Genomic DNA, 357 nt, shown 5'->3' with positions numbered 1-357 from the left:
AGCAACGAGCTTGGAATACATGGCCTTGACGTATTCCAGCATCACCGGGTCATCCTCGCGGATCGCCTTTTCCCGGGCGTCGCGCAGAACGCACCGGAGGTCTTCCAACAGGTTCTCGCTACTACCGGAGGTGTAGGACTGGTGGATTACCGGGGCCTCGCACATAGCGGGGCGATTCGCGGTGGACTTGCTGAGGCGCAGAAGCTGACGGATGGTCGGCTCCGGCACCCACAGCTTTCCGGGAACGTCTCGATTGCCCATCGGGCTGGGCAGGTGAGCGTGCTCCCATTCCGGCGGGGTGATCTCGTAAAGGCCGGAGCGCTTGGGGTCGTGCTGGCCCTCGGTGCTGTGCTTGAG

At 63.3% G+C, this 357-nt stretch carries 1 pseudogene; it reads right to left on the bottom strand.

Annotated features, from left to right (window positions below):
* Positions 1-357 (bottom strand): annotated as a pseudogene (locus VR45_RS34955) (transcriptional regulator); the annotation flags it as partial.

It is taken from the genome of Streptomyces sp. NRRL S-495, assembly GCF_000966955.1.
GTDB lineage: Bacteria > Actinomycetota > Actinomycetes > Streptomycetales > Streptomycetaceae > Kitasatospora > Kitasatospora purpeofusca.
The sequence above is the reverse complement of the archived record's forward strand: the minus strand, read 5'-3'. Positions and strand labels throughout refer to the sequence as shown.